The organism is Phyllobacterium sp. UNC302MFCol5.2 (assembly GCF_000686005.1).
In the GTDB taxonomy this organism is placed as follows: Bacteria; Pseudomonadota; Alphaproteobacteria; order Rhizobiales; family Rhizobiaceae; genus Phyllobacterium; species Phyllobacterium pellucidum.
Genome location: NZ_JMLL01000017.1, coordinates 142,776 through 168,959 on the forward strand (window position 1 = coordinate 142,776; position 26,184 = coordinate 168,959).

At 58.3% G+C, this 26,184-nt stretch carries 23 protein-coding genes and 1 tRNA gene; 12 read left to right on the forward strand and 12 right to left on the reverse strand.

Going from position 1 to position 26,184, the window contains the following annotated elements:
• Positions 1-92: 92 nt before the first annotated feature.
• Positions 93-182 (reverse strand) — tRNA-Ser (locus BR48_RS0121990).
• Between the two features lie 175 nt (positions 183-357).
• On the opposite strand from BR48_RS0121990, the gene BR48_RS0121995 reads away from it, so the two are divergent.
• Entirely contained in the window at positions 358-783 is a 426-nt protein-coding gene (locus BR48_RS0121995; protein ID WP_027233280.1) for an OsmC family protein, read from the forward strand.
• Between the two features lie 3 nt (positions 784-786).
• On the opposite strand, the gene BR48_RS0122000 is transcribed toward BR48_RS0121995, so the two are convergent.
• Entirely contained in the window at positions 787-1,329 is a 543-nt protein-coding gene (locus tag BR48_RS0122000) for a hypothetical protein (RefSeq protein ID WP_027233281.1), read from the reverse strand.
• A 236-nt stretch (positions 1,330-1,565) separates the two neighbouring features.
• Between BR48_RS0122000 and BR48_RS26815 the strand changes: the two genes are divergently transcribed.
• From BR48_RS26815 to mazG, 10 genes are all read left to right on the forward strand, one after another.
• Positions 1,566-2,807 carry a septal ring lytic transglycosylase RlpA family protein gene (locus tag BR48_RS26815; RefSeq protein ID WP_051615400.1) on the forward strand — a complete coding sequence of 414 codons (1,242 nt, stop codon included), beginning with the start codon at positions 1,566-1,568 and terminating at the stop codon, positions 2,805-2,807.
• Between the two features lie 67 nt (positions 2,808-2,874).
• Positions 2,875-4,005, forward strand: a complete 1,131-nt coding sequence (locus BR48_RS0122010) for a D-alanyl-D-alanine carboxypeptidase family protein (RefSeq protein WP_036815277.1) — start codon at positions 2,875-2,877, stop codon at positions 4,003-4,005.
• A 75-nt stretch (positions 4,006-4,080) separates the two neighbouring features.
• Positions 4,081-4,752, forward strand: a complete 672-nt coding sequence (gene tmk / locus BR48_RS0122015; RefSeq protein WP_027233284.1) for a dTMP kinase — start codon at positions 4,081-4,083, stop codon at positions 4,750-4,752.
• Positions 4,749-5,810 (forward strand): DNA polymerase III subunit delta', encoded by a 1,062-nt coding sequence (locus BR48_RS0122020; protein WP_027233285.1) that lies wholly within the window; start codon positions 4,749-4,751, stop codon positions 5,808-5,810. Before tmk ends, BR48_RS0122020 begins: the two co-directional genes overlap by 4 nt.
• A gap of 85 nt (positions 5,811-5,895) precedes the next feature.
• On the forward strand, positions 5,896-7,443 hold the full coding sequence (metG, locus tag BR48_RS0122025) for a methionine--tRNA ligase (RefSeq protein ID WP_027233286.1): 1,548 nt from the start codon (positions 5,896-5,898) through the stop codon (positions 7,441-7,443).
• A 17-nt stretch (positions 7,444-7,460) separates the two neighbouring features.
• Positions 7,461-8,249: a TatD family hydrolase gene (locus BR48_RS0122030; RefSeq protein ID WP_027233287.1), complete on the forward strand. Its 789-nt coding sequence runs from the start codon at positions 7,461-7,463 to the stop codon at positions 8,247-8,249.
• Positions 8,242-9,051 (forward strand): MBL fold metallo-hydrolase, encoded by an 810-nt coding sequence (locus BR48_RS0122035; protein WP_027233288.1) that lies wholly within the window; start codon positions 8,242-8,244, stop codon positions 9,049-9,051. The genes BR48_RS0122030 and BR48_RS0122035 overlap by 8 nt, the downstream gene beginning before the upstream one ends.
• Positions 9,048-9,518 (forward strand): YbaK/EbsC family protein, encoded by a 471-nt coding sequence (locus BR48_RS0122040; RefSeq protein ID WP_027233289.1) that lies wholly within the window; start codon positions 9,048-9,050, stop codon positions 9,516-9,518. Before BR48_RS0122035 ends, BR48_RS0122040 begins: the two co-directional genes overlap by 4 nt.
• Before the next feature lie 161 nt (positions 9,519-9,679).
• Positions 9,680-10,405 (forward strand): class I SAM-dependent methyltransferase, encoded by a 726-nt coding sequence (locus BR48_RS0122045; RefSeq protein ID WP_027233290.1) that lies wholly within the window; start codon positions 9,680-9,682, stop codon positions 10,403-10,405.
• A gap of 152 nt (positions 10,406-10,557) precedes the next feature.
• On the forward strand, positions 10,558-11,379 hold the full coding sequence (gene mazG / locus BR48_RS0122050; protein ID WP_027233291.1) for a nucleoside triphosphate pyrophosphohydrolase: 822 nt from the start codon (positions 10,558-10,560) through the stop codon (positions 11,377-11,379).
• 5 nt (positions 11,380-11,384) lie between these two features.
• On the opposite strand, the gene hflX is transcribed toward mazG, so the two are convergent.
• The 10 genes from hflX to BR48_RS25270 all read right to left on the reverse strand — a co-directional run bounded on the left by hflX (position 11,385) and on the right by BR48_RS25270 (position 25,188).
• Positions 11,385-12,749, reverse strand: coding sequence for a GTPase HflX (gene hflX / locus BR48_RS0122055; RefSeq protein WP_027233292.1), 1,365 nt, complete (start codon positions 12,747-12,749; stop codon positions 11,385-11,387).
• 49 nt (positions 12,750-12,798) lie between these two features.
• Positions 12,799-13,038, reverse strand: a complete 240-nt coding sequence (gene hfq, locus BR48_RS0122060) for an RNA chaperone Hfq (protein ID WP_008129219.1) — start codon at positions 13,036-13,038, stop codon at positions 12,799-12,801.
• Positions 13,039-13,159: 121 nt separating this feature from the next.
• Positions 13,160-14,026 carry a D-amino-acid transaminase gene (locus BR48_RS0122065; protein WP_027233293.1) on the reverse strand — a complete coding sequence of 289 codons (867 nt, stop codon included), beginning with the start codon at positions 14,024-14,026 and terminating at the stop codon, positions 13,160-13,162.
• 12 nt (positions 14,027-14,038) lie between these two features.
• Positions 14,039-15,133 (reverse strand): lactonase family protein, encoded by a 1,095-nt coding sequence (locus BR48_RS25265; protein ID WP_051615381.1) that lies wholly within the window; start codon positions 15,131-15,133, stop codon positions 14,039-14,041.
• Between the two features lie 8 nt (positions 15,134-15,141).
• On the reverse strand, positions 15,142-15,906 hold the full coding sequence (locus BR48_RS0122075) for an MBL fold metallo-hydrolase (protein ID WP_027233294.1): 765 nt from the start codon (positions 15,904-15,906) through the stop codon (positions 15,142-15,144).
• Positions 15,907-15,926: 20 nt separating this feature from the next.
• Positions 15,927-17,303 carry a Trk system potassium transporter TrkA gene (gene trkA / locus BR48_RS0122080; protein ID WP_027233295.1) on the reverse strand — a complete coding sequence of 459 codons (1,377 nt, stop codon included), beginning with the start codon at positions 17,301-17,303 and terminating at the stop codon, positions 15,927-15,929.
• A gap of 7 nt (positions 17,304-17,310) precedes the next feature.
• Entirely contained in the window at positions 17,311-18,672 is a 1,362-nt protein-coding gene (locus BR48_RS0122085; protein WP_027233296.1) for a sigma-54 dependent transcriptional regulator, read from the reverse strand.
• A gap of 1 nt (position 18,673) precedes the next feature.
• On the reverse strand, positions 18,674-20,926 hold the full coding sequence (locus BR48_RS0122090) for a PAS domain-containing sensor histidine kinase (RefSeq protein ID WP_027233297.1): 2,253 nt from the start codon (positions 20,924-20,926) through the stop codon (positions 18,674-18,676).
• Positions 20,927-21,020: 94 nt separating this feature from the next.
• A complete protein-coding gene (gene treY / locus BR48_RS0122095; RefSeq protein WP_027233298.1) occupies positions 21,021-23,705 on the reverse strand; it encodes a malto-oligosyltrehalose synthase in 2,685 nt (894 codons plus the stop codon).
• 25 nt (positions 23,706-23,730) lie between these two features.
• Positions 23,731-25,188: a trehalose-6-phosphate synthase gene (locus BR48_RS25270; protein WP_051615382.1), complete on the reverse strand. Its 1,458-nt coding sequence runs from the start codon at positions 25,186-25,188 to the stop codon at positions 23,731-23,733.
• A 149-nt stretch (positions 25,189-25,337) separates the two neighbouring features.
• Here BR48_RS25270 and otsB point away from each other — a divergent pair, with 149 nt between their 5' ends.
• Positions 25,338-26,087: a trehalose-phosphatase gene (gene otsB / locus BR48_RS25275; RefSeq protein WP_051615383.1), complete on the forward strand. Its 750-nt coding sequence runs from the start codon at positions 25,338-25,340 to the stop codon at positions 26,085-26,087.
• Positions 26,088-26,184: the final 97 nt, after the last annotated feature.

Genomic DNA, 26,184 nt, shown 5'->3' on the forward strand with positions numbered 1-26,184 from the left:
GGATAGGCGATCGGCTCCAGCATTGCTCCGTGCGAGCCGACACGCGTATCGGTGGATTATATCGTTAAATAAATGGCTTAGATCGGATGCTATGGCGGAAGAGGTGAGATTCGAACTCACGGTACGGTTCCCCGCACGACGGTTTTCAAGACCGTTGCCTTAAACCACTCGGCCACTCTTCCAGCCTCAGCACAGCGAGCGAAACTATATAAAATTCGCCTCGAAGCATCGACGCGGCTTTTATAGCTCTTCGCATTGCCGCGTCAACGGTTGCGCCGCATCTTTTGCCGTGGACTTGTCCTACAGCGTGCCTTCAAAGTAGAGGAAGCGCAACGGTAACATAGTGGGAAGCCGCAGATGTCAGAACTCAAGATCCGCACCAGGGCCGTTGGGGCCACGGCAGTGCTCAAGGGCAAGGAACTGCCGGTTGTAACGTCCGAGACAGGCGGCGAAATCAACATCGTCACTTCTGTCTCGCAGCCGGGGTTCAATCCCCTTGATCTGCTTTACGCGTCACTCTCGGCATGCATCGCGCTCAGCGCGCGGATTGCGGCAAACAAGCTCGGTGTCTCGGAAAAGCTTGCGGGAGTGCGTGTCCATGTAACGGGCGAAAAGGCGCATGAGGAGCCATCCCGCGTTGCGTCGTTTAACATCGACATAGAGATTGATGGCGATCTCGACCCCGGCACGCGTCGCCAGATCGTCGGAAAAGCCGAGGAAATCTGCACTGTTTCCAACACGCTGCGTGGCGACGCGCAATTCGTAACGACCCTTCGCGACTGATCTTCAAGAGGCCGCGCTATCGCCGGCTGCGGCGTAGCGCGCAAGCTCGGGATCGAGATCCACATTGACGACATTGGTGAAAATGGTCGTCGCAATCATGATCCCCACAAAGGCGACGAGGTTGACGAGCGTGGCTTCATCATAGCTGGCAGCGAGCTTGTTCCACAATTCGTCCGCTACGGCATTGGAATTTACGACAATGGCCCTTCCGAAATCGATCAGCGCTTCTTCGCGGGCCGTCGGCACCACGGCTTCCAGTTCCAGTCCGGACTCGATCAAGGCCCGGCGAAAAAAGGTGGCGGGAACGCGCGCCTGGCTCGCTTCGGAAATCGCCAGCGACAGGAGCCATATTTCCCGGTCGCTCAAGGCCGGCCGCAGCAAATCGCGCAACGTGAACCACTCGGCATAAATGCGGTGGGCGACCGGAGAATGCAGCATTATGCGCTTCATGTTGGTCATCCGCCCGCGTAATTGCAGCTCACGGTCGTGTTCGGCGCGTGTTTCGGGGGAAGCGGCGGCATAGTCGATTGCAGATATGCGACTCATGGAAATATCCATATTTTTGATAGGCTTGCCGCACTATAGGGCCTGTTAAGGGCCTATCAACCTATCAGTGGCAATTTCATATTGGTGCATCCCGGATGGGCGTCGGGGTTTGCGTCAACGTTCTGATCTGCTATCGATACATTACCATTCCTGGGGACGGTCCGCGCGGCCGATGGTCAACATTGTCAAAAGCCAAAGCTTTTCAAGTTGTGGGGGTTGTTGCCGTGGGCGCTCTGATGACCGCCTGTGCTTCCCCTAAAGTGACAGTCGCACGCAAGCAGCACCCCAAGGAATATTTCGCCGAATCCGCCTATGGCGTGAAGGCGAGCCCGCGGGTCGTAACCGATCTGCGCCACATTCCGCGCGGCGGCGGCCGCAATCTTGTCGGCCAGCCCTACAAGGTTGCCGGCAAGTGGTACTATCCCAAGGAAGAGCCAGGCTATCGGCGCCAGGGCAAGGCGTCCTGGTACGGCTCTGCGTTTCATGGCCGCCTGACCGCCAATGGCGAAATTTACGACACGTCCCGGCTGACGGCGGCGCACCCGACAATGCCGCTGCCCAGCTATGCGCGCGTCACCAACCTTTCCAATGGCAGTTCTGTCATCGTCCGCGTCAATGATCGCGGACCCTATCATTCCGACCGCCTCATCGATCTTTCGCAGAAGGCCGCGATGGTGCTGGACTACCACGACACAGGCACCGCTAGCGTCAAGGTCGAATATGTTGGCCGTGCACCGCTCGAAGGCAATGATGACAGCTTCCTCATGGCTTCATATCACGCGCCTGGCGTCGATCCTTACGGCCAGCCGGCATCCGGAGTGATGATCGCCATGAACGGCGGCACGCCGACGCGGCGCGCGCCGATGCCGATACCCGGCATGCAGCCGCAACAGCCCGCCGGCATCCAGGTGGCCAGCCTTGGCAATCAGGCATTTTCGCTTGAGCAACAGGCGGCGCGGATCGACGGGGGCCAGCCGCAGCCTGTGCCGATGGCGGCAGCCATGAACTTCAGTATCGATATCGACCCGGTCTTGCCCTTGGTTGGGCCCTATATCGACGACAAGCCGACGATCCTTATCGGCTCGCTGAAGGGCGGCAAGGCGGGATCGCCATTCGTCAGTTCCTATGCCAGTGAGCGTATTGAAACCGCCAATGCGCCGATCGAGGCGACTACAGGCATTCTCTCCTCGTCGGCGATTTCCTCTTCATGGAAGAGCATGAACGGGGCGGTCGTCAGCAGATCATCCGGCGAATATGTCGAGATCGGCCTGTTTGCCAGCAAGAGCGCGGCCGGACGGATGGTCGCGGCCCTTTCGGCGTTCGGCAAAGTCGAGATGACCGAAGTCGCCAGCCCTGAAGGGCGCAGGATAGAGCTCATTGCCCGTGCCGATTCCGGAAAGAATACCGACCGGTTGCTCAAGGCCGCCTGGGCGGCCGGGGCAGGCGATGCATTTGTCGTTCGCGATGACGGGAACTGATTGCCGACGCCTTGTCGTCGCGTTGAAAGCGCCCATCCGTTCTATTGTCCTTGGCATTGCAGTGGTAATGGTCGCAGGCTTCGCTGCCGATGCGCAGGAGCAGCTATTTGACACCAAGGCCAAGCAGGCGTTGATGGTCGAAGACCAGACCGGTACGGTGCTCTATTCCAAAATGCCGGAGACTCTCATCGAGCCTGCAGCGCTCGCCAAACTGATGACGATGGAAGTCGTATTCCATGAGTTGCAGGCCGGGAGGATCAACCTTTCGACGCAGTATACGGTCAGCGAACACGCCTGGCGCACGGGTGGTGCACCATCGGGTGGGTCAACCATGTTCGCCAAGCTCAAATCGGCGGTCAGCGTCGGCGATCTCATACAGGGCGTTATCGTTCAGTCGGCCAATGATGGCTGCATTATCCTTGCCGAAGGCATTGCCGGCTCGGAGGAAAAATTCGCCGAAATGATGAATGCGCGGGCGAAGGAACTGGGGCTCAACAGCTCCACCTTCGTCAACTCCACGGGATTGCCGGATCTGAAGCAGCGCGTTTCGCTGACTGACCTCGTCGCGCTTGCCCGCCATATAAAGCGCAGCTATCCCGAATTCTATCACACCTATGCGCAGGACAATTTTACCTGGAACAATATCTTCCAGCGCAATCGCAACCCGCTGCTCCGCCTTGATATTGGTGCGGACGGCATGGGCACCGGCTACACCGAACAGTCGGGATACGGCATTGTCGGCGCCACGGAGCACGGCGGCCGGCGTTATGTCGTTGCCTTGAGCGGGCTTGCCAGCGACAAGGAGCGGGCCGAAGAGGCAAAGCGCATCTTCGAGTGGGCCTATCAGGCGTTCGAGGAAATCGATATCTTTGCTGCGGGCGAAACGATCGGGGAAGCGAGTGTCTTTGGCGGCACGAAGTCCAGCGTACCGCTGAAAGCAACCGAAAAAATCAGCCTGCTGGTTCCTGTTGCTAATCGCGACCGGCTGAAGGCGCATGTTGTCTACAAGGGACCGCTTGTGGCGCCCATAAAGGCGGGGGAAGAGGCGGGCGTGTTGCGCATCTGGATTGGCGACGAGCTTGTCCAGGAAACGCCCGTGTTCACGGCCGAGGCCGTGGAGACCGGCGATCTGAAGAAGCGCAGCATTGATGCGATGCTGGAGCTGACCACGGGCTGGACGAGGCAACTCAAGTTCTGAACACGCCTCGACCTTTTAATTTGCGGGCGCTAGAACCATCTTTAAAATGACTCTGCATCGAAAGACGGCGGCGGCGTGCAAGGACTATTCATTACATTCGAAGGCGGCGAGGGCGCTGGCAAATCAACGCAGATTGCGCGGCTGGCCGAACATCTGCGCGCAGGCGGCGATGACGTACTGGCGACGCGCGAGCCCGGCGGCTCACCCGGCGCCGAGGCACTGCGTCACGTCATCTTGAGCGGTGCGGCGGAGCCATTCGGGCCCGCGATGGAAGCGCTGCTTTTCGCTGCGGCCCGCAATGATCATGTGGAGCAGGTCATGCGTCCGGCGCTCCGGTCGGGCCGGATGGTGCTCTGCGACCGCTATATCGATTCGAGCCGGGTCTATCAGGGTGTGACGGGCGACCTCGACCCTGATCTCATGCACGCCATCGAGAAGGTGGCAATCAACGGGCTGGTGCCAGATCTTACGATCATTCTCGACCTGCCGGCGGAGGTCGGTCTCCAGCGCGCCAACGCGCGACGCGGCGAGGGCACCGCCGACCGCTTCGAGAAGGAAACGGTCGAAATGCATGCCAAGCGGCGCGATGCCTATCTCGCAATTGCCGATGCCGAACCCGAGCGCTGCAAGGTGATCGCCGGCGACCGGCCGGCAGGCGAGATTGCCCGCCAGATCGCCGAGCTTGTCGACGACCTCAAGGCAAGCCGGGGCATGAAAGCTGTCCGGACTGCCGAGGTGGCACGATGACCGACGCGATCCTCGACGTTCCGGCTACCCATGACACAATAGACGGTGTCCCGTCACCCTCTGCCAATTCTGCCCTGTTCGGACACGAGGTGATTAGATCGTTTCTGGCGCAGGCCTATCAATCCGGCCATATGCACCATGCTCTTCTCCTGGAGGGACCGCAGGGGGTCGGCAAGGCAACGCTTGCCTTCCATCTCGCCGGGCACATGCTCAGCAATCCGCAAGCTCACGCTGCGCCGCCGGCACTTGCCGAGCCGGATTTCACGGTTGCGCCTTACCGGCAGATTGCGAGCGGCACGCACCTTGCGCTCTTGCACATCACGCGGCCGGTCGATGCCAAGACGGGCAAGTTCAAGACCGGCATCACCATCGACGAGATCAGAAGGGTCACGCATTTCCTCAACCGGACATCGCATGACGGTTCCTGGCGCATTGTCATCGTCGATCCCGCAGATGACATGAACCGCAATGCCGCCAATGCCTTGTTGAAGACGCTGGAAGAGCCGCCGCAGCGAACACTCTTCGTTCTGATATCGCATTCATCCGGCCGTCTGCTGCCGACGATCCGATCGCGCTGCCAGTCGCTACGGTTTGAGCCGCTGGAGCGGAACGATCTGATATCGGCGCTAAGCGCAATTAAGCTCGATTCCGCGCAAGCCGGCGATGTCGAGACGCTCGTTGAGCAAGCCTATGGCAGCGTGCGCAAGGCGGCGTTGCTTCTGGCGTTCGGCGGCCTTGAAATTGCGGAGGCCGTGGAAGGCGTTCTCGCCAAGGCCGTATTCGATGTGCCGAAGGCGCATGCGCTGGCCTCGGCGCTATCGGCCCGCGAAGCTGAAATCCAGTACGATCTCTTTCTGGAAGGTCTCTTCGACCGGATCGCGCTCAAGGCACGTCTGGCGGCAGAGCAGGGCGATACCGCAAGGGCAAGCAGGTGGTCCAACCTCTGGAACGAGATGCAGAACGAGGCGAGGGACGCCGCTGCCTACAATCTCGACCGCAAGCAGACTGTGCTGATCTTCCTCGAGCGAATGCATCGCGCTCTTGCAGACGCCAGATAGGGCTTTGGTGGTCTGGCAATCGCGCCGGACATGAGTTATGTCAAAGCCTCCCAAGCTTCCGATACAAAGACGAAATCAGGTCAGCATGAGCCGCGAAAAATTCTATATAACCACTGCCATTTCCTACCCGAACGGGAGCCCGCATATCGGCCATGCCTATGAGCTGATTGCGACGGACGCGATTGCCCGTTTCAATCGCCACGATGGCAAGGATGTTCTCTTCCTCAGTGGCACCGACGAACATGGCATCAAAATGTTGCAGACGGCACGCAAGGAGGGGATTTCCCCGCGCGAACTCGCTGACAGAAATGCTAAGCTTTTCCGTGACATGGGAACGCTTCTCAATGCTTCCTATGATGACTTTATTCGCACCACAGAGGAGCGGCACTACGCTTCATCGCAGGCGATCTGGAAGAAGATGGTAGAGGCGGGGGACATCTACAAGGATTCTTATGCTGGCTGGTATTCCGTGCGCGACGAAGCCTATTATCAGGAAGAAGAGACGGAAGTGCGTGCGGACGATGTGCGCTATGGCCCGCAGGGAACGCCTGTCGAGTGGCTGGAGGAAGAGAGTTATTTCTTCCGCCTGTCCGCCTATCAGGATCGCCTGCTTCAGCTTTATGCCGACAATCCTGGTTTTATCGGACCGGAGGAACGCCGCAACGAGGTGATTTCCTTCGTCAAGTCGGGATTGAAGGACCTGTCGGTCTCGCGCACCACCTTCGATTGGGGAATCCCGGTTCCTGGCGACGAAAAGCACGTCATGTATGTGTGGGTTGATGCACTCACCAACTACATTACTGCGGCCGGCTACCCCGACACGAATGCCGAGCGCTGGCGCTATTGGCCGGCAGACGTTCACGTCATCGGCAAGGACATCATTCGTTTCCACGCCGTCTACTGGCCGGCGTTTCTGCTTTCTGCCGGAATCGAGCTGCCGAAACGGGTCTATGGACACGGCTTCGTCTTCAACCGCGGCGAGAAGATGTCGAAATCGGTCGGCAATGTCATCGATCCGATCTCGCTCGTCGAACATTATGGGCTCGACCAGTTGCGCTATTTCCTCCTGCGCGAGATCCCGTTCGGGCAGGACGGCAATTACAGCCATGAGGCCATCGTCAACCGGACCAATGCCGACCTTGCCAACGATCTCGGCAATCTCGCGCAGCGTTCGCTGTCGATGATCGCGAAGAATTGCGGCGCCAAGGTGCCGCAGCCCGGGGCGTTCAACGATGCGGATCAGGCGATCCTCAACCAGGCGTTGACAGCCCTCGACACGGCGCGAAAGGCAGTGTCTACGCAGGCGCTGCATCTCGCGCTTGGCGCAATCTTCGCTGTCGTGGCCGAGGCAAACCGCTACTTCGCCGGGCAGGAGCCATGGGCGCTCAAGAAGACCGATCCGGCGCGCATGGAAACAGTTCTCTATGTGACAGCCGAAGTCATCCGCCGCGTCGGCATTCTCTGTCTGCCGTTTATTCCAGGGTCCGCAGCCAAGTTGCTCGACATCCTGGCGATCCCGTCCGACAAGCGCAACTTCGCCGATCTGACTGGCGGCGAGCTCGTTGCGGGAGCTGACTTGCCGGCACCGCAGCCGATCTTTCCGCGCTACGTCGAAGCCGATAAAGAAGCCTGAGCGGACAGCGAATGACGATGCTTGTCGACAGTCACTGCCATCTCGACTTTGCCGATTTCGAGGAAGAACGGGATGCCATCGTCCAGCGGGCGCTTGATCACGGTATCAAGCGTCTGGTGACGATCGGCACGCGTGTCCGGCGCTTCGACACGATCCTTGCCATCGCCGAACGCTATGACAGTGTCTACGCTTCGGTTGGCACGCATCCGAACAACGCGCATGAGGAAGTCGACGTAACAGCCGACGAGCTGATCCGTCTGGCAGAGCATCCTAAGGTGGTGGCGATCGGCGAAGCGGGGCTCGACTACCATTATGACTACGCGCCACCGCAAACGCAGGCGCAGGGGCTGCGCACGCACATTCAAGCGGCGCGCGTCACACAGCTTCCACTGGTCATCCACGCGCGCAACGCCGATGACAATATGATTTCGATCCTCAAGGAAGAATCGGGGAAGGGGACCTTCCCTTTCATCCTGCACTGCTTTTCCTCTGGCGCAGAACTCGCCAAGGTCGGCGTCGATCTCGGCGGATATGTTTCCTTCTCAGGCATACTTACCTTCAAGAATTCGCCCGAGATACGTGACATAGCCCGTAATGTCCCGCGTGATCGCCTGCTGGTTGAGACCGACGCTCCCTATCTTGCGCCAGTGCCGCATCGCGGCAAGCGCAACGAGCCGAGTTTCGTCCGCCACACGGCAGCCGTCCTTGCTGAGACAATCGGCGTCAGCGAGGAAGAGATCGCCCGCCTGACGACTGAAAACGTGTTCCGGCTTTTCACCAAGATGCCAAGGCCCGCCGATGCCTGACCGCTTGCGCTTCACGATTCTCGGCTGCGGCTCTTCGCCGGGCGTGCCGCGCATCAATGGCGACTGGGGCAAATGCGATCCGGGCAATCCGAAGAACCGTCGCCGCCGCGCCTCAATTCTGGTCGAGCGCATTGCCGAAAATGGCGGTGTCACCACCGTTATCATCGACACCGGCCCGGATTTCCGCTCGCAGATGATCGATTTCGGTTCGGGCAAACTCGACGCCGTCGTCTATACACACCCTCACGCCGACCATATTCACGGGCTTGACGACCTGCGCACCTTTGTCATCGATCGCCGCGATCTCTTCGATATCTATGCGGATGCGCCAACCCTGAAGAGGCTCTATGACGCCTTCGGATATTGCTTCAAGACACCCGAAGGATCGAGCTATCCGCCGATATTGCGACCGCACGAGATTATCCATGACGAGAGTTTCGCGATCGAAGGTGCGGGCGGAGCGATACGCTTCCTGCCATTGCCGCAGATCCATGGAGACATTGTTTCGCTCGGCTTTCGCGTTGCCGATATTGCCTATTGCTCCGACGTGAGCGCCTTTCCTGCGGCGACGGCCTCTGCCTTGGCTGGCCTCGATACACTGGTGATCGACGCGCTGCAGTACCGGACGCATCCAAGCCATTTTTCTTTAGAAGAATCAATTGAATGGATTGATAAGCTCAAGCCGCGTCGAGCAATCCTGACCCACATGCATGTGCCGCTCGACTACGAGACGGTCATGCGCGAAACGCCCGATCATGTCGAACCCGCGTTCGATGGACTGACATTCGAGGTCAACCTATGAGCAAGAGCGTCGAACGTGTTCGCCAGGCAGCCCACGCCGCCGGCTTCGATATCGAGATTCGCGAGATGCCGGATTCGACCCATACGGCCGAAGACGCGGCTGTGCAATGCGGCGTGACCGTCGGCCAGATCGTCAAGTCGCTGATCTTTCAAGGCGCTGAGACCGCGAAGCTATATCTGTTTCTGGTGTCCGGTCCGCGGCAACTCGATCTCGGCAAGGCCGCGCGTTTGACGGGCGAAGCATTGCACCGTGCCGACCCGAAGCACGTGCGCAAGGAAACCGGCTTTGCTATTGGCGGCGTTGCACCCATCGGCCATCTCATCGACATTGCGGCTTATGCCGACGAGCATTTGATGCAGTACGATGTTGTCTGGGCGGCGGCAGGCGGTACCAATTTTGTGTTTCCCAGCGAACCCAAGGCTTTGGTAAGGGCTGCAAAGGCCCAAATTACGGATATTGCCGGCTGACTATATCTATATGTTAGTTCCATAATCTATCTTATGTGACTTTTGTATTGGGATTGTGGGTTCAGGTTTGAAGTGCGACACGTACCGAACCCTCCTCGTTTTCACGAGGATGCAATGCCCCGCAAGTCAAGGCATATGAAGTCCGGAGAAAAGTACTGAAGATGAAAAGCGACGAGCGTGAACTCCAATCTGCCAAAAAGTTCGATAGCTCGCGAGCGGACGAATATGAAACCCAGAGCCGGATAGCCCTGGCTGGCTATGAGGCGTGCCATGAACTTGCCGCTTGCATGTTGGCTGCTGCACTCGGACCTGGAGGCAACCGTCGCATCCTCATCGTTGGCGTGGGTGGCACTGCTCAGGAAGTAACCGCAGTTTCCAGAATTGAACCCACCTGGCGCTTCGTTGGCATTGACCCTTCGGAACCGATGCTTGCCCGCGCTGCACAGCGCCTTGAGGAGCAAGGCCTAAGCGAAAGAGCCGAACTGCATCTGGGCACATTGGACGGACTCTCGACAGATGCAACGTTTGATGCCGCCATGATGCTCGGGGTGCTGCATCACCTGCCCGGTGATGACGCAAAGAACGCGATACTCAAGGATATCGCAAATCGGATCGCGCCGGGTGCGCCTCTCATCCTTGCGTGCAACCGCTATGTTTATGCCAAGAAACCGCACTTGCTTGCTGCGTGGGGAGAACGCTGGCGGATGCATGGTGCGACCAGCGAGGACGTCAAGGTAAAGCTTGGCAAGATCCTGCAAGGCGCCGACCCACCTGCATCTGAAGATGAGGTGTTCAGCCTGCTTGCTAATGCGGGTTTTGAACGACCGGAAGGATTCTTTTCAAGCTTGTTTTGGGGTGCGTGGATCGCTTGGCGAAAAGCGCTTTAGAATGTGGTCGTCACCTACGAAATCACCTGTTGCGGCCCCGCTCCCATTGCGACGTGGCCCACAAGGTGTCCTTATCCAGATGTTGTGGACAAATTTCGCTTGCGATCCAATCCGTCATGTTCGGCAGCACTGACGTGGCCTATGCTCTATCCATGAAACCATCACGCGATATCTCCCGTCTCCTCGATATCATGCAGGCCCTGCGCACGCCTGTCACCGGCTGCCCATGGGATCTTGAACAGGATTTCAAATCCATCGCGCCTTATACACTCGAAGAAGCCTTCGAGGTGATCGATGCTATCGAACGCGACGATATCGACGATCTGCGCGAAGAACTGGGCGATCTCCTGCTTCAGGTTGTCTTTCATGCCCGCATGGCCGAGGAAATGCAGGCATTTGATTTCGGCGACGTGGTTCAGGCGATCACGCACAAGATGATCCGGCGGCATCCGCATGTGTTCGGCGAGGAAGCGGCGCGTGGCGCCGGCATGGCCAAGGGCATGTGGGACAAGATAAAGGCCGAGGAAAAGGCGGAGCGGCGCGAGCGCCGCGCGGCCCTCAATCTTAGCCTTGCCGAAAAGGAGGGTTTTCTCGACGATATTCCGCACGGCTTCCCCGCGCTGATGCGTGCGCTGAAGCTGCAGCAGCGCGCCGCCAAGGTCGGTTTTGACTGGTCGGAAGCGGCGCCCATCCTTGACAAGATCGAAGAGGAAATCGGCGAGCTGAAGCAAGCGATCGCCAGCGGCGAGCATAAGGATACCGAGGAGGAATACGGCGATCTTCTCTTTGCCATCGTCAATCTCGGCCGCCATCTCAAACTCGAGCCGGAGAGCGCGTTGCGCGGGACGAACGAGAAGTTTCGCAAGCGCTTTCACTACATTGAGCGCAAGCTCGCCGAACAGGATCAATCGCTTGGCGCGGCTACGCTCGAAGAGATGGAAGCGCTATGGCAGCAGGCGAAGAGCGAAAAGTAAGCGCCCTACCGCGCATTGAGGCCAAGCTTTTCCTCGAGCATCTGGTTTGAGGCTACCGTCATGTCCATGGTCAGCGCGATCGATCCGTCGTCGAGGTCCTTGCGCTTTACATTGCTGGAATGCTGGTAAATCCAGTCCATCAAGCGCAACTGGTCATGCTTGAGCGTGACTCTGACCCGGGAAAGTGTCCCGGAGATGCGGCCCTCGATCTCATGTAGCAGGGCGTCCACGCCCTCGCCTGTGATCGCCGAAATCGGGATCGGATGCTCGCTTCCGGAAACCGCGGCGCTCTGGCGCAATGCCGTCTCGCGGCCAGCCTCATCAAGCAGATCGATCTTGTTCCAGACCTCGATGATACGCTTGGAGTCGCCGCGTTCAATGCCAAGACTTTCCATGATCGCATGAACGTCTTCGGCCTGAGCGGCCGTGTTGGGGTCGGAGATATCGCGCACATGCAGGATAAGGTCCGCCTCCACCACCTCTTCGAGCGTGGCACGGAAGGCGGCTACCAGATGTGTCGGCAGGTTCGAGATGAAACCCACCGTATCGGAAAGGATGATCGTCTCGCCGTGCTCGAGGCGGATGCGGCGCAGCGTCGGGTCGAGCGTGGCGAACAGCATGTCCTCAGCTACCACGCCTGCTCCCGTGAGCCGGTTGAACAAGGTCGATTTGCCGGCATTGGTATAGCCGACGAGCGCCACGACCGGATGCGGCACCTTCTTGCGTTTGGCACGGTGCAACGTGCGCGTGCGGACAACCGTTTCGAGTTCACGCTTGATGCGCAGGATCTTTTCCTGCAAGGCACGCCTGTCGGCCTCGATCTGGGTTTCACCGGGACCACCGAGAAAGCCGCCGCCACCGCGCTGGCGTTCAAGGTGGGTCCAGCTGCGCACGAGCCGGCCCTTCTGGTAGGTCAGATGCGCAAGTTCGACCTGCAGCGCGCCTTCCTTCGTCTGCGCTCGGCGCCCGAAGATTTCGAGGATGAGCCCGGTCCGGTCGAGGACCTTGGCATTCCATGCCTTTTCGAGATTGCGCTGCTGTACGGGCGTCAAAGGATGATCGACGATCACGAGCTCCGCATGGGACGCTTCCACGATCTCGCCGATCGATTCCACCCTGCCCGTTCCAAGCAAGGTCGCCGGTCGGGGGTTGGGAACCTGGACGATATCGGAATGGACGATGTCGAGGTCGATGGCGCGCGCCAGTCCCGCCGCCTCTTCGAGACGGGCTTCGTCGCTGCGCTGGAACTCATGCTGGAAACTGCTGCGATTGCCCGCATCCTTGCCGCCATCGGCAAAGCGCTGCGGAAGGATCGGCACGATCACGATAGCGCGCGTCAGTTCCCTGGCCGTCTCACCGTTGTCGGTAATCGGGCTGGACTTCTTTGCGTTACGCCGGGTTTCTTTGGTCAAATTGGTTTCAGTCGCTCTCTTCAACTTCGAACATTTGCACGGGCTGGCTCGGCATTATAGTCGAGATCGCATGTTTGTAGACGAGCTGCGAATGGCCGTCACGGCGTAAAAGCACGCAGAAGTTGTCAAAAGAAGTGACAATGCCGGTCAGTTTTACACCATTGATGAGGAAAATTGTCAGAGAAATCTTTTGTTTTCTGACTGAATTCAGAAAAAGATCCTGAAGATTCTGCGATCGTTCAGCCATTGTTCTTGTCCTTTTATGCGATCAGCAAAGCGTCTCATACAACATTCGGCAGCAGGAGTGGAAATGAATCGACTCCTACGGGAGGTGAAAAAGTGCGTCTGTTAGTCCCCTCACTCTCCGGTTAACAGGCTGGCGTTCTTTCCGCAACGTCAAAAAACGCTTCCCGTAAGGAAAGTGTAGTCTCTCCAGGATGGCCATTTGCCACCGATTCGCCGTCAATCGCAACGATTGGCATGATTACAGTGGTCGCAGCCGTCATGAAAACCTCCTTGGCTTTCTTGGCTTCGTCCACTGAAAACCCCCGCTCCTCGATCTTCAGCCCCAGCTTTTTCGCCACATCAAAGATGGTCGTGCGGGTAATGCCGCGTAAGATGCCATTTTCGGCCGGCCGGGTCACGAGCGTACCGTCCTTGGTCACAATCCAGGCATTGGTCGCCGCGCCCTCCTTGACGGTGCCGTCGGGATCGATGAACCAGGCTTCCTGTGCACCCTCCTCCTTCGCCTGTTGGCGCGCAAGCACGTTGGGCAATAGACCGATCGACTTGATGTCCACGCGCTCCCAGCGATTTTCGGGCACGGTTATCACCTTGATTCCCTTGGCCGCTCGCGCCGCCGAGGCTTTCGGATCGGTGCGCTTTGCGGTGACGACGATGGACGAAGGCGTGCCCACAGCGGGAAACACATGATCGCGCCTGGCGACGCCGCGCGTGACCTGGAGGTAGACGAGCCCGTTATAAACGCGGTTGCGCCTTACCACCTCCTTGATCACGACGATGAGCGCCTTGCGGTCCATCGGCCAGGCGATGCGCAGTTCCGAGAGCGAACGATTGAGGCGATCGAGATGGCGGGTCATGTCCATGATATTGCCGCGCGCAATCTCGCACACTTCATAGACGCCGTCAGCGAACTGATAACCGCGGTCCTCGATATGAATTCCCGCTTCCGAATGCTGGACATACTGGCCGTTGACATAGGCAATGCGTGACATCTGCTTGCAACCTCAACCGAACGTGCCGAAGACGATGCGCATCGGATTGGGCAGGTCGACCCGCTTGCCGGTATCGGAAAGCGCACCCGTCGCAACATCGCGCTTGAAGATGGCAATGCCGCCGCCCTTCTGGTTGGCGACAAGCATAAACGCACCGCTCGGATCGATCGTAAAGTTGCGCGGGCCGATACCCTGCGACGGCGTCCAACCGATCAGCGACAACTCGCCGGAAGGTGCAACGGCATAACTGACGATGCTGTTGTGGCCGCGATTGGATCCGTACAGGAACTTGCCATCGCTGCTGATCGCAATTTCCGCACAGGTGTTCGTATCGGTAAAATCGTCCGGGAGGCTGGGCAGCGTCTGAAGGATCGAAAGCTCGCCATCGGTTGGATCGTAGTCCAAAGCGCTGACGGTGCAGTTCAGCTCGTTGATCACGTATGCAACCTTGCCGTTTGGATGAAACGTCAGATGGCGCGGGCCCGCACCGTCCAGAAACTGAACGAACGGCGCCGACGCGAGTGTCATCGCCTCACCTTGCTTCGGCAGATTGTAAGCGACGATCCGATCGAGGCCGAGATCGCAGACGAAGAGGTAGCGGTTGTCAGGACTTGCCACGGCACAATGGCCATGCTGGCGCTTGTCGGTGGCAATGATGGCGTGCTTGCCCTCGTGTGCCGCGGCGGCAAAGGCCGGCTCCAGCCCACCGTCTTCCCGTAGGGCGAAGGCCGCGACCGCATTGCCGGGTTGCTCGCCAAGATCGGCCACGGTGTAGTTGGAGGCAAAGATGGTCTCCCCCTGCTGATCAAAGCCAAGATGGCACGTCGTGTTGCCGAGCGTCGGCTGCATGTTGATGTAGGAAAGTGCTCCCGTCTCAGGGTCGATATCGAAGGCGACGGCCATGTTCTCGTTCCAGGCGGGGATCTCGACGGCGGCGTAGAGACGCTTGCGCTTCTCGTCGATGGCGAGATAGCCCGGATTGTCGATGGCGAGATATTCGCTGGCGAGGGTCAGTTCTCCAGTCGCGCTGTCAAAGCGATAGACGCTGATCCCGGTGCCCTGGCCGTTGCGATTTTGCGTTCCGACGAATGCGAATGTGTTTGGCATGGATGGTCTCACGAAGTGGGGGCTGTCAGATGGAGGATTTCTCCATCGTCGGGGATGATGAGTCTATGCTTATCAACCGACCGGCTGTTCGCATAGGCCCGAAGCTCTTCCCGCGATGTCGTCGCGTGGTCGAGCGCTTCCATGTGAACGGCAATGACCCTGGTATGGGGAGCCGCGATTTCGCACACGTCGCTGGTTTGTTCAGCATCCATGACGATGAATACGTCGTCCCATTTGGCGCCGCAGGAATGGGTGATGATGATATCTGGCTCAGCCGTCTCGATGGTCTCGCGCACCGGGGGATAGAGAATCGTATCGCCCGCCCAATAGATTGACGGCTCGCCCTCGCCCTCGATGGTAAAGCCCATCACTTTTCCCATCTTTTCGAGAACCGGACCCGATCCGTGGTTCCCCTCGCGGCGTTTCACGTAAATGCCGTCGATGGTCAGGTCATCATAGAGCGGTGTGACGTCGAGAAACCCGAACGACTTGATCGTGTCCTCGTCACCCGGCTGGCAAATAAGCGGCAGGTGCTTCGGTACGCGGTCCTGTGCGACCTTGTCGAAATGGTCGGCATGAAGATGCGACACGAGGACAAAATCGACACCTTCCAAAATCTCGTCCGTCGATGCCGGCAGTTCGACCATCGGATTTGGAGAGCGCCCGGTGAATGACGGCCTGCTGTGCTTTGGTCCAAAATCCGGATCGATCAATATGACCGAGCCGGCATAGTCGAGCTTGAGCGTGGCATTGCGAAAGAGCTGAAGTTTCATGATATCTGCCTTTCTGGGGGTCAGAAGAATTCGAGGCTGACGCGGAACATCTGTTCGACCTGTTTGACCGTCTCTGCCGTGGCAAAGAGAACGACGCGGTCACGCGGCTTGATCCGGGTACTGCTCTGCGGCTTGATGAGTTCACCGTTACGATAGATCGCGCCGATGCGTAGTCCGTCAGGCAGATCAAGTTCGCCAAGCGTCGCGCCAACCAGCGGCGACGTTTCAAGCGCTTCAGCTTCGATGATCTCGGCTTTGCCATTTTCGATGCTGTGCACTGCACGAATGCGGCCGCGCCGTACATGCTGGAGCACGCGGGAGATCGTGACGCTGCGCGGGCTGATTTGCGCGTCGATCCCAAGCGATTTCGCAATGTCGAGATAGTCGGGATTGTTGATGAGCACGAGGTTGGATTTGCACCCGAGACGCTTGGCCATGACACTGGCCAGCATGTTGACCTGGTCGTCATTCGTCAGCGCAACGATCAGATCCGCATCCTCGATTTCGGCCTCGCGCAATAGCTTCTGATCGAGGGCACTGCCGTGGAGGACGAGGGAGCGATGCAGATCATCTGCGATCGAATTGGCCCGGCGGAGGCTTGATTCGATAACCTTGACCTTCGTCCGTGGCTGGCGTTCCTCAATGGTCTGGGCCACGTAAAGGCCGATATTGCCGCCGCCCGCGATGACAATCCGCGTCGCTTCAGGCTCCTCATGGCCGAACAGGGCCAGCGTGCGCGTAATCTGCGCTGAAGGTGTCGCGACATAGGCGACATCGCCGGGCATCAATTGGTCGCTTGAATGCGCTACCGCCAGCTTGCCATCGTGGACCACTGCCATCACCGTGGCATTGAGATCGGGAAACATGCTGGTCAACTGCGCCAGCTGGGTATGGACGACCGGGCAATCCTCCAGGCATTCGATGGCCAGCACCGCGACCTTGTCATCGCAGAGGCGGACGACGTCGGTGACGCCCGGCAGCGCGATACGGCGCAGGACCATTTCCCCGACTTCGAGTTCAGGCGAAATGATGACGTCGATCGGCATGTATTCGCGTGAGAAAAGGTCCTGGTAGTGCGACTGCAGATAGGATTGAGCGCGGATACGCGCGATCTTGGTGGGGACGTTGAAGAGCGCATGGGCGACTTCGCAGGCGACGATGTTGACTTCATCAAACAGCGTTACCGCGATGATCATGTCGGCCTGATCCGCCCCGGCCTTTTCAAGCATGTCGGGATGCGCGCCATGCCCAACGAACCCGCGAACGTCGAGTGTGTCACCGACAATCTCGATGAGATCGGATGACATATCAATGACAGATACGTCATTGCCCTCGGCCGCTAGCCTCTCGGCAATGCCGTAGCCTACCTGTCCAGCGCCGCAGATGATGACGCGCATTTTGCGATTAGACCCCGAGGGATTTCAGCTTCCGGTGCAGTGCTGAGCGTTCCATACCAACGAACTCGGCGGTGCGCGAGATGTTTCCGCCAAAACGGTTGATCTGGGCGACGAGGTATTCCTTCTCGAAGCGTTCCCGCGCTTCGCGCAGCGGCAACGCCATGATGTGCTGATCGGACTCGGTCGGCGCCTTGGGCAAGGTATCGCCAATCTCCGCCGGCAAGAGATCCGCAGTGATCACCGCTTCCGGATCGTCGCCCCGGGCAAGGATGATCAGGCGCTCGATGTTATTGCGCAACTGGCGAATATTGCCGGGCCAGGAGTGCGACTGCAGCACCGCCATGGCGTCGGGGCCGATCTTGCGGGGCTTGATGCCGGCCTGGTCGGCGATCTGGGTCATGAAGAACTCGACGAGAGCCGGGATATCGTCGCGCCTGTCTGCAAGCGGCGGCACGATGACGGGAACAACGGCGAGACGATGGAACAGATCTTCGCGGAAACGCCCCTCGGCAATCATCGCCTCGAGGTTTTGGGCGGTGGATGAGATGATGCGGACATCGACCTTTATCCGCTTCGTGCCCCCTACCCGTTCGAACTGCTGATCGACAAGGACGCGCAGGATTTTGTTCTGCGTTTCGCGCGGCATGTCGGCGATTTCGTTGAGGTAGAGGATGCCGCCGTGGGCCTCTTCCAACGCGCCGACCTTGCGCTCGCCGCCATCGGATTCCGTCCCGAAAAGCTCGATTTCCATTCGCTCCGGGGTGATCGTCGCAGCATTGAGATTGACGAATGGTCCCTTGGACCGGATGGACAGCGCGTGTATCGCGCGTGCCGTCAATTCCTTGCCCGCGCCCGATGGACCCGTGATCATGATGCGACTGTTTGTCGGTGCGACACGCTCGATGGTCTGGCGCAAATGATTCATCGGCAGCGACGAGCCGAGCAGTTCGAAGCTCTCACTGGACCGCTTGCGCAGATCCGAAACTTCGCGCCGCAGCTTTGAGGTTTCGAGCGCCCGCTCGGCGACGAGGATCAGCCGGTCCGCCTTGAAAGGTTTCTCGATGAAGTCATAGGCGCCGCGACGGATCGCAGATACGGCGGTTTCGATATTGCCGTGCCCTGAAATCATCACCACCGGGATCTCTGGGTGGCGCTGCTTGATCTCGTCGAGCAGTGCGAGGCCGTCGAGACGGCTTCCCTGCATCCAGATATCCAGGAAGATCAGACGCGGAATTCGGTCGTCGATGGCAGTCAAGGCACTATCGGCGTCGGAGGCTACACGGGTTTCGTAGCCCTCGTCGCCAAGTATCCCTGCAACTAGTTCGCGGATGTCGATCTCATCATCGACGACAAGGATGTCAGATGCCATCTCAATTCACCTGCTTATTATTTGCGGCCTCGGTCGAAGCCTTTGCGGTAGGAAAAATCATTCGGATCATGGCGCCTCGCCCGGCGTAGAAATCGTCCGGCGCGTCATGCAGTTCGATCTGGCCACCGTGGTCCTCGACAATCTTCTTGACGATCGCAAGACCAAGCCCGGTCCCCTTCTGCCGAGTGGTCATATAGGGCTCGAGCAGGCGCTGGCGATGCTCGCGCGGGAGGCCTTTGCCATTGTCGAGGATCTCGACGATCAGTTGCTGGTCCTGACGTTTGGCACGTATCAGAATATGACCATCAGTTATGCCATCTTTTATTGCAGAATCAATGGATTCGGCAGCGTTCTTGATAACATTTCCGAAGGCCTGCCCAAGCAGCCGCCCGTCGAACTGACCGGACAGCGGCTCATCGCCGAAATGACGTTCGAAGCGAACATCACTGCGGCTGACCTCAACGAGAAAGGAGGCTTCACGCAAGGCTTCGCGCAGATCCATCGTCTTGATCTCCGGCTTCGGCATGCGGGCGAATGACGAGAATTCATCGACCATACGGCCGATATCGCCAACCTGGCGGATGATCGTTTCCGTGCATTGATCGAAGACTTCGCGGTCCTCTGTGATGACCTTGCCGAACCGGCGGCGCAGGCGTTCGGCCGATAGCTGAATGGGCGTCAGCGGGTTCTTGATTTCATGGGCGATGCGCCGGGCGACATCGGCCCAGGCCGAAGAACGCTGTGCCTCTACGAGATCGGTGATGTCATCGACGGTGACGACATAGGAGTGCTCGAGCGCTTCCGCGTCTTCCAGGGTAATCTGCACGTTGAACGTGCGGGCACTGCCGCGCCGCGACATGCTGACCTGTTCCCTGTAAACCGAGCGTCCGGTGGCATGCGCAACCTCGAAGACAAGGCCGATTTCGGGGACGAGCGCGGTAAGGTTCTTCCCAACCGTATCGACGGCGTCGAGTTCGAACATCGCCTCGGCGGATCTGTTGACAATGCCGATGACGCCATCGCCGTTGACGCTGATCACGCCCGCCGTCACGCCTGACAGCACAGCCTCGGAAAAGCGCCGGCGTTCGTCGATCTGATCCTTGGCCGTGACGAGTTCGCTGCGCTGAGTATTCAACTGCTCGACCATTGTATTGAAGGTTTGCGACAAGGAACCCACGTCGCCATCGGAGCGGCGTACCGGCACCGAAACATCGAGATTGCCTGTCGCGACGTTATCCGCCGCGCCAATCAGCAAACGGATCGGCCGTACAAGGCGATCGGCAACCGCAATACCCGTCCAGATCGCGGACAGGAGCAGCGTCAGCGTCAGGCCGAAATAGAGAAGCGCAAACAGAATCTGCGTTGTGATGCCCTTGCCGTCGTTCTTCTGTGCATCCTCGGCCCGCTGCTCCATGAGGCGGCTGGAACTCAAAATATCGGCATCGACGGGCCTTACCGCATAAAGGAAAAGGCCCGGAATTTCCCGCAGCTTGATGACGGCGCTCAGGAGATTGGTCTGTTCCGGCGGAATGAGAACGGGTTTGCCGTCGGCGGCGGTGTCGAGCACCGATCTGGCCACCGCAGGAATAGTCACCTCGGTCTTGATATCGGCACGGACCGCGATATCGCCGTTTGGCCGAATAAGCGCGGCGCCGATCAAGCCGCGCCCAAGCGCCTGCTGCGTCATCAGCCGGGTAAATCCGGTGCGGTCGAGGTTATAGAGCGTACGCATCCCGTCGAGGTCGTTCACCATTTCCAGCGTCGTACCCTGCAAATTGCGAGCACTTTCCTGGATATACGAGTTGGCGAGGCTTATGGATGAATTGACAATCGTCGTGGTTCGCATTTCAAACCAGCGGTCGAGGCCAAGATCGAGCGTGACGGACGCAACGATGGCAACGATCATGGCCGGCACGGCCGCCACCAGCGAAAAGAGCACCACCAGCCGCACATGCAGTCGGGAGGCAGCCTTTCCGCGGCTGCGCGCCTGGGCAATGCGGTAGATTTCACGGCCGATCAGGATCATCAATGCCAGAATCAAAACGGCATTGATGCTGGTGAGCAGCAGCGTGACCTCGCTGTTCGGATGAATCGGCGTCATATCGGTCAGGATCAGGAAGGTAACACCGGTGGTCAGCAGGGCCAAAATGACGGTTGCAATACCTGCATGCGAGTAAAACCGCTGGTTGCTGCCACTACGTGCAACTCCAGTCCCCGACGTCTGAAACAGATTGACCGAATTCGATAAGAGCATTGTTATGTGATTCCAACCACGTGGCAGTCATGCAACACATTGTGGCGGAAATGCAACGCTCTCCCGCGACATCGTGCAAAGTTTCGGATTGAAATCAGGTTTCCACAGGCTCAAATATGTTGTCGTCAGACACCAAAGTCAGAATTGGAAACTCGCGAAATCCCTCGGCCAAGGAGTAGTTGGCGCTCAGTTTGGTCTGAATCCCGGTCATCAAGTGCCGGAGGGTCACGCCACGTAATTGCGCTGGAAGCGCCAGCGACGTCTGCTCCCAGTCCGATAGCGGTAGGAATGGACTGCTGAACTGTTTCAGCATGGCAAAACACAGTCGCGGAACCGCAACGATTAGATATTGCCCTTCAAATTCCCGATAGAACGCGACGACGTGGTCCGCCAGATCGCCGTTTACATGCAGTGGGATATACTGGCCACGCAAGAACAGGTCGGCTCGTTGCTGGCGCAGCTGCAAATAGGCTTGCACCAAACGCAGCTTCACCGCGCCCGAATGCCAGTCTTCGAGCAGGACATTCAGTTGCGTCTGGCTGGCGTTGGCCAATGCCTTTCTCAGTTCACCGAAGTCGACAGGGTGCGAGCCGAATTGACCGGTGGGCGAAATGTCCCAGGTTTCGGAGCCAACGCGTATGACCGGAACACCCGGTACGGTAAGTTTCAAGACGGTTTGCGAAAGGGCGTTCAGCGCACCGGCAAGCCAGAACGGCCTTACCGTTTCGACAAAATCTCCCAGGAATTCCTCGTCGGCGAAAAGACGGTCGATATAGTGTGTTACAGCCTTGCCGTAGGGCTTGTCAGTGCCCGTCCAGAGGGACAACCAATCGGATTCGCGAATAGCGCTCGACATGAACTCCACGAGCTCATCGCGAACCAAGGCGAGACCAGCCTTGTCGTGCACGAGCAAGGAGGCAGGCCAGATGGCGGCAAGCGTTTGATAAAGCAGCCACTCAGCCTTGGCGTCCGGGACAACGGCATTCTCAATCGTGACGAGGTTGCCGGCCTGGCTCTGTCGCCAGCACTCGACGGCGGACGCCCACCGTTCAGGTGCTTCGGAGAGCGCGAGAAGCCTCATTCGTGCATCCTCACCGAACTTGGTGGCATAGCTGTAAGAGGTCGCCAGCATGCCAGAAGGCTCGGTCCTCGCCTTTTCATGCATGGAGTGATGAAAGGACCCGACGGGATCGGGTTTGACGTTTGATTTCAGGATAAGCTCATCAAGGGCGATGGGCCCCCGCGTATATTGGTAGGACTTCTCCAATGAACTCGCCGTCACCGCTGCCGCCAACTGCTGAAAGCGTCCGGAAAATGTCTCGGCGATCGCGGCGTTCACGGTTTTTTCCGGCGATTGCATGACCCCCAGCACAAAGCTCAAAACGTCGTTCTCTTCAGGGGTCTGGCCCTCTCTTTTCGAGACCTGGGCAGCAGTGGAACGCAGCGTCCGCGCATAGAACGGTGATATAGTTCCATTCTTGGAATATGCGCGAAAGACCGGGAGCGCCGTTGCAAGGTCGACAACGGCCCGGCTAAGCATCGTCGGCTCGCTTGGCGGCTGCAATTCCGTCAAAAGTTGCACCAGCTGGGCGAGATCATCGGCAAAGGCCGCGTGCAGAATGTTTGCTTTGACGTGGTTATGGTCGCCAGCAAATTCAGTTGTTGGATCAAGGTCCGACCAATGGCGTTGCAAAATCGACAGGCCTTGCGGGTCGATCAACAGATCTGTCACCGTCCCGATAAATTCATAGCCTGCCGTACCATTTACCTGCCATTCCGAGATGGCGCTTTCGCCCTTGAGAACTATCTTGTCGGCAATAAGGAACGCATCTTCACCAGCCCGTTGACGCAAAAGCCTCGTATAGAACTCCGGGTCAGCCAACATATCGATGTCGTTCACCCTGAAACCCCTCACCTGAGTCCTTTGCAGCAATGAAAGCGGTTCACGGTGAAAATCTTCGAACACATCAGGTTGCTCGTGGCGCAATCCAACCGTCAGGCTCGAATTGCCTGCGTTGCGCGCAGCTGGTGCTTCGTTTTCCACCAACCGCCAATTTTGCAAATCCAAGATCGCATCGCGCCACCCCGCGTCACCGGCAACATTGTTAAGATGCGCAGCCAGCTCGATAAGCGCGGCTGTGTCGGCCTCCTTGAGAATACGGGCGATTTCTCTGTGAAACTTAGTGGCTGCTTCGGGGGTGGCTTGGTCCGCCACCCCCATCAGCTCGGCCGCCAGTGCGGTTTCATTGCGATCGAGCACGGCGGCGTAAGAAGACGGTTCGAAGGGGTAAAAGACGCCTCCATAGCCAATGCCGATACTTGCAAGGCGCCGATTGAAGCAAATTGTGAGAAGGCGGGCCTCAATCTCCTCACCCATCGGCCGTTCAAGGACTGGCAACAGGACCGGTCCAGCCCAGTCTATGTCAAAATAGCCGGCATAGGTCGCCCTGCTTCCCCATTCGAGGACATCGAACCACCATGAGTTTTCGGACGACGCCGGCATCCGGCTGGGGTTGAGATCGATGATCAGAGCCAAGCCGGCCTCGGCGAGGCGGGAATTCAGTTTGGCAAACCCACTCTCTGCACCCAATTCCACATCCAGAACCGCAGGGCTGACGGTCGCCAGACCATGCTCACCGACCTGCACGCTTTGGAATGGCGAGGACATGCTGAGGGCATCCACTCCCAGGTCGCTCATATAGCCGGCCGCATCCGCAGCGTGCCTGAAGGTCGTCCCGTGGCGAAGTTGGATCCGATATGCTGATTTGGGTGTGTACATGCTTTCGCTCGACAGCTCTCGCAGATCAATGCCGGCTGTTGCTCATGGTCCCCATGCCGGGCTCTTTGCGCCACTTCGCGTGTGACGAAAGTTGCGCGCGTTGAACATTGGGCTCGACGGACCGCAGCGCCGCAACGTAGCGGCGCTGCCAAAGATCGGCATTGTTGGTCGAAATCTGATTGAGGAGGTTGCGATGACGGGCCTTGCGCTCATCCATAGGCATCGTCGCCGCCTTCTTGATGGCTTGCGCAACCTCGTTAACATCATATGGGTTGACGATGAGCGCATCGCCAAGCTCTTCGGCGGCGCCCGCAAACCGCGACAGAATGAGGATACCGGGATCCTCATCGTCCTGGGCGGCGATGTATTCCTTGGCGACGAGGTTCATGCCGTCGCGAAGCGGCGTGATAAGCCCGATCAGGCTACAGCGGAACAGGAGCGCCAGCCGCTCCCGTGATATGCTCTGATTGATATATTGGATTGGAGCCCAATTAATATCGGCGTGCTTGCCGTTCACCGCCCCGGAAAGCTGTTCGAGTTCTCCGCGGATGTCGGAATAAGCAGTGACGTCCTCGCGAGAGGGTGAGGCCACCTGCAAATATTCGGCATGTCCGCGATATTCCGGGGATGTATCGAGAAACTTTCGAAACGCCTTCATGCGCTGCGGCAGTCCTTTGGAATAATCGAGGCGATCGGCCGAAATGACCTGGAAGCGTTTGAGCAGACTACGCCGCTTCCGCTCTAGCTGGATCTCCTCGTCTGTTTCCTGCGCCATGGCAGCAAACTGATCGACGTCTATGCCGATCGGAAAGTGACCGATCTTGATTGTCCGGTCGTGCCACCTGATCCTGTCGGGGCTAAGGAACTTGACGTCCGAATTGCCTTTCAGATAGCGGCAGAAATTGTCTGCATCGTTCTGTGTCTGAAACCCGATCAAGTCGAACTGCAGCAGGCATTCACGCAGCCATTGGTGGCGTGGGATCGCTGAAAAAATATCCGAGGGGGGAAAGGGAATGTGCAAGAAGAAGCCAATCTTATGATTGCAACCCTTGGCGCGAAGTTCGGAAGCCAGAGGAATAAGATGGTAGTCATGCACCCAAACAAGATCGTCGTCGCGCAGATGGGGATGGAGAATGTCGGCAAACTTGCCGTTCACCCGGGCATAGGAGCGCGCAAACTCGGTTCGGTAATCCATGAGGTCGAGCCGATAGTGGAATGTTGGCCACAGTACCTTGTTGGCAAAGCCGAGATAGTAGTTGTTATGTTCCTCTTTTGTCAGAGGCATGGTCAGGGACGCGACATTATCATAGGTCTCGACCCGCGCATCCATTGAACGGGACTTGTCGACGATATCGCCGTTCCAGCCCATCCACATCCCGCCGCTGCTTTTCAGCGCATCGACAATTCCGACTGCAAGCCCCCCGCTCAGTGTTTTGCCTCCCAGATCGGCTGTCCGATTTGAGACAACAACAAGGCGTTCCATATCAATACCCCAGTTTCATGAGAGTAGGGCTAACTTCTCGACCCACGATTGGTTCCCGAAATATTTCGCAATGGAACGATCCGGGAACTAATCGGTTTGGTGAGAACAGCCAAAAATTCGAATGAAATGCTTCAGCGAAGGAACGGGTAATGTACGATGTCAGCGAGGTGCTCCCGGCAAAAATCGGCTCGTGGGCACTCTTCCTTGATGTCGATGGAACGTTGATCGACATTGCTGCGACGCCCGATAGTGTCGAGGTACCTCCTTCTCTTCCGCATGAAATCAGCCAGTTGGCGGCCCGGCTAGGCGGAGCATTGGCGCTGGTCAGCGGCCGCTCAATCGCATCAATTGACGCGCTGTTTACACCTTGCAGGTTTGCAGCGGCAGGATTGCACGGCGCTGAACTCAGAAGCACGCTCGACGGGTCCGTAGAGCGGACTCCCGTCAATGATGCCGATCTGGACGATGCGCGCCGGGAACTCGACGACCTCGTGCGGACGTGGCCAGGTATCATTATCGAAGATAAGGGGATCAGCCTCGCTGTCCATTACAGGCAGGCGGAAGCGGCGCATGGCGAAGTTGACCAGCGGGTTTCCGATCTTCTGACCGAGCTTGGCCCGAACTGGGTCCGGCAGGACGGAAAGATGGTTGTCGAAATTCGCCCGAGCGGCACGAGCAAGGGCGAAGCACTCATACGGCTGATGGCACACCCACCGTTTCAGGGTCGACTGCCCATTGCGATTGGCGATGACATCACCGATGAGGCGATGTTTGGCTATGTCAATGAGGTCGGCGGACGTTCGGTCAAGGTGGGAACGGGGGATAGCAAGGCCCAGTTCACCGTCGATACACCCGACTCCGTACGCAAATGGATTGCCAAAGTTTCAGCTTCAGTTTGAGCGCTTGATTTGAAATTCCCGGCGGATCGATGTGCGCCGGGAATTGGATGTCGCAGGCCTATTGCGGCGGTTGCTTTTAGAGGCGCAGTTGGTTGCC